Source organism: Mycobacterium sp. TH-M106, assembly GCF_057473765.1.
Genome location: NZ_JBYCLE010000374.1, coordinates 1 through 7,510, shown reverse-complemented (window position 1 = coordinate 7,510; position 7,510 = coordinate 1). Strand labels below are relative to the sequence as shown.

The window sequence follows — 7,510 nt, the reverse complement described above, 5'->3', positions numbered from 1 at the left end:
ACCGCGTCAAGCGAGCCGGGCAGTGACCTGGTGGCACCTCGGGTGCATCAACGCCTCATCCAAAAGCGCTGACCTCAGGAAGGTAGTCCAGTGAGCGAGCCACGACGCCCACGTACCGTCCATGTTGATCCACCGCAGCAGAGCGGCCCAGGCGACGGCCATCGGCGCGGCCAGGGCCCGCAGCCCGGCGACGACACCGATCGACAGGGCGAGCAACAGCACGAGGGTCTGCGTCATCGTTGGGACGCTAGCACGCCGACGGTCCGCCGGTGGGCGATCAGAATCGGCAAAACCTGATGTCCGAAGCCAGGATGGCCTTGGCTCCGATAGCGGCGAGTTGGTCCATGATCGCGTTGACGTCCCGACGCGGCACCAGCGCCCGGACCGCGACCCAGTCCGGGTCGGCGAGTGCGGCGATCGTCGGTGACTCGAGGCCCGGAGTGATCGCGGTGGCGTCGTCGAGCACCGAGCGTGGACAGTCGTAGTCCAGCATCAGGTATTGCTGGCCGAACACCACCCCCTGCACCCTGGCGACCAGCTGGTCGCGCGCCGACGACGCTTCAATCGCCGCACCGCGGTCGTTCGGACCGTCCCCTTCGATCAGCACCGCCTCCGAGTCACACAGTGACTCGCCGAAGGCCACCAGGTCATGGGTGCTCAGGGTGCGGCCGGATCCGACCACGTCGGCGATGGCGTCGGCCACCCCGAGCTGGATCGAGATCTCCACTGCACCGTCCAGCCGGATGACGGTCGCCTCGACACCCTTGGCGGCCAAGTCGCTGAGAACCAGGTTCGGGTAAGCGGTGGCGATCCGCATGCCGGCCAGATCCGCCGCGGTCCAGTCACGCCCGGCCGGCGCGGCATAGCGGAAGCTCGACAATCCGAAGCCCAGCGCCAGCCGCTCGGTCACCGGTGCCTGGGAGTCACGGGCCAGGTCCCGTCCGGTGATGCCGAGGTCGAGTTCTCCGGACCCTACGTAGATGGCGATGTCCTTGGGCCGCAGGAAGAAGAATTCAACGTTGTTGACCGGGTCGACGACAGTGAGATCCTTCGAGTCGGCGCGGCGCCGGTAACCGGCTTCGGCCAGGATCTCGGCGGCCGGTTCGCTCAGTGCCCCCTTGTTGGGAACTGCGACACGCAGCATCGCCGATCAGAGCTTCCGGTACACGTCGTGCAGCGTCAGCCCGCGGGTGATCATCAATACCTGCGTCCAATAGAGCAGTTGGCTGATCTCGGTGGCCAATGCGTCGTCGGGCTCGTGTTCGGCGGCCAGCCATACCTCGCCGGCTTCTTCGAGGACCTTCTTGCCCACCGCATGTACGCCGGCGTCCAACGCGGCCACGGTGGCGCTGCCGGGCGGCCGGGTGGCGGCACGCTCACCCAACTCGGCGAACAGATCCTCGAAGGTCTTCACGGCCAGCGATTGTGTCACGCGGGGCCAGGCAAAGTCACGGCGGTTTTGAGCCGAGCGCGTCGCGCAGGACCGAGAAAGTCACCACCTGGACAACCGCGTGTGGATGTCGCAAAGATCGGCGACGCGAAGACCGGCCAGTGACGCGACACGGTGCCGGCGCGGGCTTCCCGGCACCGCGACCGCATTGGGCACCACCAGAACCTGACAGCCCGCTGCTTCGGCCGCGGCGGCACCGGTGGATGAGTCTTCTACGGCAAGGCAGCTCCCAGGGTCCATGCCGAGCAGTGCGGCCGCGCGCCAGTACGGGTCCGGCGCCGGTTTACCCCGGGCCACCTCGTCTCCGCAGACCACCGCGGTGAAGTAGCGCCGCCCGATGCTGTCGAGCGCTCGCTCGGCCAACGACCGTGGCGTGTTGGTCACCAACGCCATCGGGATGCCTTGTTCGGCAAGTGAGTCCAGCAACTCAAAAGCGCCGTCGCACCAGGGCAGCCCGGCGTCGAACAGCTCTGCGGTGTAGTCGTGCAACCACTGAGCCGACGCCGCCATCGCCGCGGGATCGGGTTGCAGGCCCAAGTCGTCGTAGACGATGCGCATGGTGGTATCCGCGCAGCCGCCGACCGTCGCCGCCCGTGCCTCCGCGGTGAGTTCACCGCCCAGCCGCGCAGACAACGCCCTCATCGAGATGTCCCACAGCTTCTCGGACTCGACCAGCGTGCCGTCCATATCCCAGAGCACGGCGCGCAACGTTCCCATAAGACCAGCAAGCGTAGCCGGTCTATCGAACCGATCCGGCTGCACTCGGGCGCCGCAGGGCTGACCCAGGCCTTACCCTGACGTTGTGACCGCACCGGACGACTCGGACAAACCGACTGCACTGCCGGAGTTGCATGACACCGTCGTGGTGGCGGCGTTCGAGGGGTGGAACGACGCGGGCGACGCGGCCAGCGACGCGGTGGGGCATCTCAACGCCGTCTGGGCGGCCAGGCTGATCGTCGAGATCGACGACGAGGCCTACTACGACTACCAGGTGAACCGTCCGGTGATCCGCCAGGTCGACGGGGTCACCCGCGAGCTGGTGTGGCCCTCGATGCGCATCTCGCACTGCCGCCCGCCGGGGAGCGACCGCGATGTCGTGCTGATGCACGGAGTGGAACCGAACATGCGCTGGCGCACCTTCTGCGCTGAGCTGCTGACGATCATCAACAAGTTGAACGTGGACACCGTGGTGATCTTGGGGGCGCTGCTGGCCGACACACCGCACACCCGGCCGGTGCCGGTGTCGGGGGCGGCGTACTCGCCGGAGTCCGCACAACGGTTCGGTCTGACCGAGACCCGCTACGAAGGCCCCACCGGCATCACCGGGGTTTTCCAGGATGCCTGCGTAGCGGCCGGCATCCCGGCGGTGACGTTCTGGGCGGCGGTACCGCACTACGTGTCCCAGCCGCCGAACCCGAAGGCGACGGTGGCGCTGCTGCGGCGCGTCGAGGATGTGCTCGATGTCGAGGTGCCGCTCGGCGACCTGCCCGTGCAGGCCGAGGAGTGGGAGCAGGCGGTCACCGCCATGGCCAGCGAAGACGACGAGATCACCGACTACGTCGCCTCGTTGGAACAGCGCGGCGACGCCGAGGTCGACCTGCACGACGCGCTGAGCAAAGTCGACGGCGACGCGCTGGCTGCCGAGTTCGAGCGCTATCTGCGCCGGCGACGGCCGGGCTTCGGGCGGTGACAAGTCGGCACACGGACAATTGAGATTGCGTTCAGGGCTGTGGTTTCGCACCGATCCACGACCCACACCGCAATCTCAACGCGGGGGGGACGGGTGACGGGGGGTCGCGGGGTTGACAATCACGAGTTCTCTATCGACTCGGTGTAGGCACTGATGGAGCGACCGAGCGCCGCGACTTCGCTGTCCATCAGCGGCAGCAGCCGCGGGGTGATCTTCTCCGTTCTGGACTCCAAAGCCCGGGTGGACACCACCGGCCGGAGCCAGCGGAACACCCCCACCCACCGCGGACAGTAGACGCGGGTGCTTCGGCGTTCGATGCCGGCGACGAACGCCTCCGCACAGGCACCCACTGAGGTGGTCTTGTTCATCGGCCACGGCAGCGCCGCGAGCAGGCCGGAGAAGGCCGACATGTCCGCCTTGGCGTCACGCACCAGCGCGGTGTCGACCCAGGACATGTGGGCCGAACCGACGGCCACACCCTGATAGGCGACCTCCATCCGCAGCGCATTGGCGAACTGCTCGACGCCGGCCTTCGACGCGGTGTAGGGCGTCATCCCCGGCGACGGCGCGAAGGCCGCCAACGAAGACACGATCAACACGTAGCCACGCCGTTCGATGACCGCCGGCAACGTGGCCCGCACGGTGTGGAACACCCCCAGCAAGTTGACGTCGATCACCTGTTTGAAGGCCTCGGGGTCCACTCCCAGCACAGACCCGTAGCTGCCGATCCCGGCGTTGGCCACCACCACATCGATGCCGCCGAAGCGCTCGACGGCCTGCGCGGCGGCAGACTGCATCGCCGGAAGGTCACGCACGTCGGCGACCACGGTCAGGACCCGATCCTCGCCCAGCTCGGCGGCGAGCTGTTGGAGCGCAGACCCGTCCAGGTCAGTCAGCACCAGCTTCGCCCCCCTGCTGTGCAGTCGCCGGGCCACCTCCCCGCCGATTCCGTGCGCGCCGCCGGTAATGAACACAACTTTTGAAGAGACGGAAGTCATGCGTGCGAACCTACCCCAACCAGCGGTATGCCCAGCAGCGCGTCCACCGCGGCGGCCACCTGCGTCGGGGCGACGGTGTCGTGACCGCCGTACTCCAGCGCGTCGCCGACCCAGCCGTCGAGTGCGGCGAGCGCCTTGGGGGTGTCCAGGTCGTCGGAGAGGTAGCGGCGCACCCGGGCGATCACGTCGGCGGCGGCCGGGCCGGTGGGGAGTGCGGCCGCGGTGCGCCACCGGTGCAGTCGGGCGTTGGCGTCATCGACCGACTGCGCGTCCCAGCACCGGTCGGCGCGGTAATGCCCGGCAAGCAAGCCCAGCCGGATCGCCGCGGGCTCGACGCCCTCGGCACGCAGCGCCGACACCAGCACCAGGTTGCCACGACTCTTCGACATCTTGTGGCCGTCCCAGCCGATCATCCCGGCGTGCACGTAATGGCGAGCGAATCGCCGCTCCCCGGTCACCGATTCGGCGTGCGCTGCGGAGAACTCGTGATGGGGAAAGATCAGATCAGATCCGCCGCCCTGGATATCAAGGCCAGCGCCGAGACGGCTCAGCGCGATCGCCGTGCATTCGACGTGCCAGCCCGGCCGGCCCGGCCCGAACGGCGACGGCCAGCTGGGTTCACCAGGCCGGGCGCCGCGCCACAGCACGGCATCGAGCCGGTCGGTTTTGCCGGGCCGGTCCGGGTCGCCGCCGCGCTCGGCGAACAGTTCCAGCATCCTGTCACGGCCGTAACCGGATTCGTAGCCGAACTGCTCGGTGGCGCCGGCACGGAAGTAGACGTCGGGGTAGCTGTCGTCGATGACGTAGGCGGCCCCGCAGGCCAGCAATTTTTCGACCAGTTCGATGACTTCGTCGACGGCCTCGGTCGCCGACACATAGTGCTGCGGAGGCAGCACCCGCAGCGCCGTCATGTCCTGGCGAAACAGCGCAACCTGGTCGGAAGCGAGGTCACGCCAGTCGAGGCCGTCGCGGCGGGCCCGCTCGATCAGCGGATCGTCGATATCGGTGACGTTTTGCACGTAGTTCACCCGATGCCCGCAGTCCAGCCAGATCCGGTGGATCAGGTCAAACGCCAGATAGGTGGCGGCGTGGCCCAAATGGGTGGCGTCATACGGCGTAATCCCGCAGACGTACATGGTCGCGGGTTGACCCGGCGACACCGGGCGGACCTGCCGGTCGGCGGTGTCGTAGAGGCGCAGCGCCGGACCTCGCCCGGGCATCCCCGGAACGGGCGGCGCCGACCACGAGTCCATACCGTCGACTCTAAGGCTCCCGGCGATCAGCCCGCGGCCTGCCGGATCGCCGCCAGCAGCGGCGCCGCCACATCCCGCCGGCAGATCAACAGGTCGGGCAGATACGGGTCGGGTTGGTTGTAGCGCAGCGGCGACCCGTCCAGCCGGGACGCGTGCATGCCGGCGGCCAGCACCACCCCCGCCGGTGCCGCCGAGTCCCACTCCCACTGGCCGCCGGCGTGCAGATAGGCGTCGGCGTCGCCACGCACCACCGCCATCGCCTTGGCACCAGCCGACCCGAGGGGCACCGCCTCGATGGGCATGATCTGTTGCATGCGGCGCACAATCGCCGGTGCCCGAGTGGCGCTGACCGCCACCCGCACGGTGTTCGAGACTCCGGCCGGGGCCGCGCCGACGGTCACCGTGTCGGTGCGGTAGACGGTGTTATGAAGGCCCGGCAACGCCACCGCGGCGTCGGTGATACCGTCCCCGCCGCCAGAGTTACCTCGCTGCCACAGTGCGATGTGCACCGCCCAGTCGTCACGGCCCGGCATAGAGAACTCCCGGGTGCCATCCAGCGGGTCGATGATCCACACCCGGTCGGCACCCAACCGGTCCAGATCGTCGGGGGTTTCTTCGGACAGCACCGCGTCGTGGGGGCGCTCCGCGCGTAACCGGTTGAGGATCAACGCGTTGGAGCGGCGGTCGCCGGTGTCGCCGAGCCGGCCCGGATCGTCGAACCCCACCTCGTCGCGCACCGCCAGCAACAGTTTGCCGGCGTCGGCGGCTAGGTCGGCGGCCAGCGCAGCGTCGATCAGCGCCACGCCCTCACCCCTGGTTTTCGATCAGGTGTTCAAATAATCCGACGATCTGATGCTGGCCCACCACCCGTGCTTTCACACCGTCCTGCTGCACGGCAGCGATGCTACCGACCATGAGCGGATGCCGGAAGTCACCCAGTGCGGTCAGAACGCCGGCCAGGGAATGGGGCGCTGCCGGTTAGGGCTGGGCATCACCGGGTGATCGAGCAGCCCGCGGGCGCGCCGGCGAAGCGCTGCGATCTCCCCGGCGGTCAGGTGCGGCTTCAAGGCAACGGCCAGCGGGCCGGTCAGCGCGCCGGCCAGCGCAGCCACCGCGCTCAAGATGTCGGCGTCGACGGGCTGGCCGGCCCAGCCCCACAGCACGGTGCGCAGCTTGTCCTCGGCGTGCAGGCAGCACCCGTGGTCGACGCCGTAGACGCCGCCGTCGAGTCCGCGCAGAATGTGGCCGCCCTTACGGTCGGCGTTGTTGATCAACACGTCGAGCACCGCAATGCGCTGCAACATGGGATCGTCGGCGTGCACCAGTGCGACCGGATCACCGACGTAGTCTCGGGCCTGCAGCACCCCCAGATAGCCGGCCGGCAGCTTGCCGGCGGGGACCAGGTCCACGAGGTCCAAGGCCGCAGAGCCCGCTTTCGCGGCCGAGTCCGGGGTGTCCGTATCGTCACCGGGCTGGTCGATCCACCGCTGCAACATGCCGATACCGGCTGGTCCGTCACGAATAATGGTGTAGGGCACAATGTTCCAGCCCAGGTGGACCGAGATCAGGTAGGCGCTGAGTTCACGGCCGGCAAGTGTCCCGTCCGGAAAGTCCCACAGGTGTTGTTCGCCGGAGACCGGCTTGTAGACGCAGTGCGCCCGGTGCCCGTCCAGCGTCGACACACACAGAAAGGTGGCGTTGCTCGCCGAGCGGATGCGGCCCAGGATGGTGAGCTGCCCCCGTCGCAACACCGCACGATCGTCAAAGCCCGGACTCACTGGCCTCACCGTCGGCCCCCCCCAGCGCACCGCGTCGGTAGCCGTTGGTGCGGACGCAGATGTGCCCCGCGGGATCCAGCGGCTCGTCGCAGAGCGGGCATGGCGGCCGGCCCGCCGAGATGACCCGCCTGGTGCGGCTGGCGAACTGTCGCGCCGATTCCGGCGTCAGAAACACCCGCACCGCGTCCGGGCCCTCCTCGGTGTCGTCGAGCACCACCGACGCGTCGAATTCGGTGTCGGTGACGGCCAGCAGTTCGACCACCACGGTCTGTGCCTCGGAATCCCAGCCCAGCCCCATGGTGCCGACCCGAAACTCCGCGTCGACCGGGGTGACGAGCGAG

9 protein-coding genes and 1 pseudogene are annotated in these 7,510 nt (G+C 68.6%); 1 reads left to right on the top strand and 9 read right to left on the bottom strand.

What is annotated here, in order from left to right; translation table 11 throughout:
- Window positions 1-60: 60 nt before the first annotated feature.
- The 4 genes and pseudogenes from AC2VOP_RS13305 to AC2VOP_RS13290 all read right to left on the bottom strand — a co-directional run.
- A pseudogene (locus tag AC2VOP_RS13305) lies at window positions 61-237 on the bottom strand (DUF4126 domain-containing protein); the annotation flags it as partial.
- A gap of 40 nt (window positions 238-277) precedes the next feature.
- Window positions 278-1,144, bottom strand: coding sequence for an ATP phosphoribosyltransferase (gene hisG / locus AC2VOP_RS13300; RefSeq protein ID WP_486961408.1), 867 nt, complete (start codon window positions 1,142-1,144; stop codon window positions 278-280).
- Window positions 1,145-1,150: 6 nt separating this feature from the next.
- On the bottom strand, window positions 1,151-1,432 hold the full coding sequence (locus tag AC2VOP_RS13295; RefSeq protein WP_486961407.1) for a phosphoribosyl-ATP diphosphatase: 282 nt from the start codon (window positions 1,430-1,432) through the stop codon (window positions 1,151-1,153).
- A gap of 60 nt (window positions 1,433-1,492) precedes the next feature.
- Window positions 1,493-2,158 carry an HAD family hydrolase gene (locus tag AC2VOP_RS13290; protein WP_486961409.1) on the bottom strand — a complete coding sequence of 222 codons (666 nt, stop codon included), beginning with the start codon at window positions 2,156-2,158 and terminating at the stop codon, window positions 1,493-1,495.
- A 94-nt stretch (window positions 2,159-2,252) separates the two neighbouring features.
- Between AC2VOP_RS13290 and AC2VOP_RS13285 the strand changes: the two genes are divergently transcribed.
- Window positions 2,253-3,140 carry a PAC2 family protein gene (locus AC2VOP_RS13285; protein ID WP_486961406.1) on the top strand — a complete coding sequence of 296 codons (888 nt, stop codon included), beginning with the start codon at window positions 2,253-2,255 and terminating at the stop codon, window positions 3,138-3,140.
- A 119-nt stretch (window positions 3,141-3,259) separates the two neighbouring features.
- Here the strand turns inward: AC2VOP_RS13285 and AC2VOP_RS13280 are convergent, their stop codons facing one another.
- From AC2VOP_RS13280 to AC2VOP_RS13260, 5 genes are all read right to left on the bottom strand, one after another.
- Window positions 3,260-4,138: an SDR family oxidoreductase gene (locus AC2VOP_RS13280; protein ID WP_486961405.1), complete on the bottom strand. Its 879-nt coding sequence runs from the start codon at window positions 4,136-4,138 to the stop codon at window positions 3,260-3,262.
- Window positions 4,135-5,391: a cysteine--1-D-myo-inosityl 2-amino-2-deoxy-alpha-D-glucopyranoside ligase gene (gene mshC / locus AC2VOP_RS13275; RefSeq protein ID WP_486961404.1), complete on the bottom strand. Its 1,257-nt coding sequence runs from the start codon at window positions 5,389-5,391 to the stop codon at window positions 4,135-4,137. The genes AC2VOP_RS13280 and mshC overlap by 4 nt, the downstream gene beginning before the upstream one ends.
- 26 nt (window positions 5,392-5,417) lie before the next feature.
- Entirely contained in the window at window positions 5,418-6,194 is a 777-nt protein-coding gene (locus AC2VOP_RS13270; protein WP_486961403.1) for a 3'(2'),5'-bisphosphate nucleotidase CysQ, read from the bottom strand.
- A gap of 141 nt (window positions 6,195-6,335) precedes the next feature.
- Complete coding sequence (locus tag AC2VOP_RS13265; protein WP_486961402.1) at window positions 6,336-7,169, bottom strand: SCO1664 family protein; 834 nt, start codon at window positions 7,167-7,169, stop codon at window positions 6,336-6,338.
- On the bottom strand, window positions 7,153-7,510 hold a 358-nt coding region (locus AC2VOP_RS13260), incomplete at its 5' end, for a DUF3090 family protein (RefSeq protein ID WP_486961401.1). The genes AC2VOP_RS13260 and AC2VOP_RS13265, both read right to left, overlap by 17 nt.

Coding starts and splice junctions, on each gene's coding strand:
- hisG (WP_486961408.1), bottom strand. CDS start 1,144: ATGCTGCGTGTCGCAGTTCCCAACAAGGGGGCACTGAGCGAACCGGCC.
- mshC (WP_486961404.1), bottom strand. CDS start 5,391: ATGGACTCGTGGTCGGCGCCGCCCGTTCCGGGGATGCCCGGGCGAGGT.
- AC2VOP_RS13280 (WP_486961405.1), bottom strand. CDS start 4,138: ATGACTTCCGTCTCTTCAAAAGTTGTGTTCATTACCGGCGGCGCGCAC.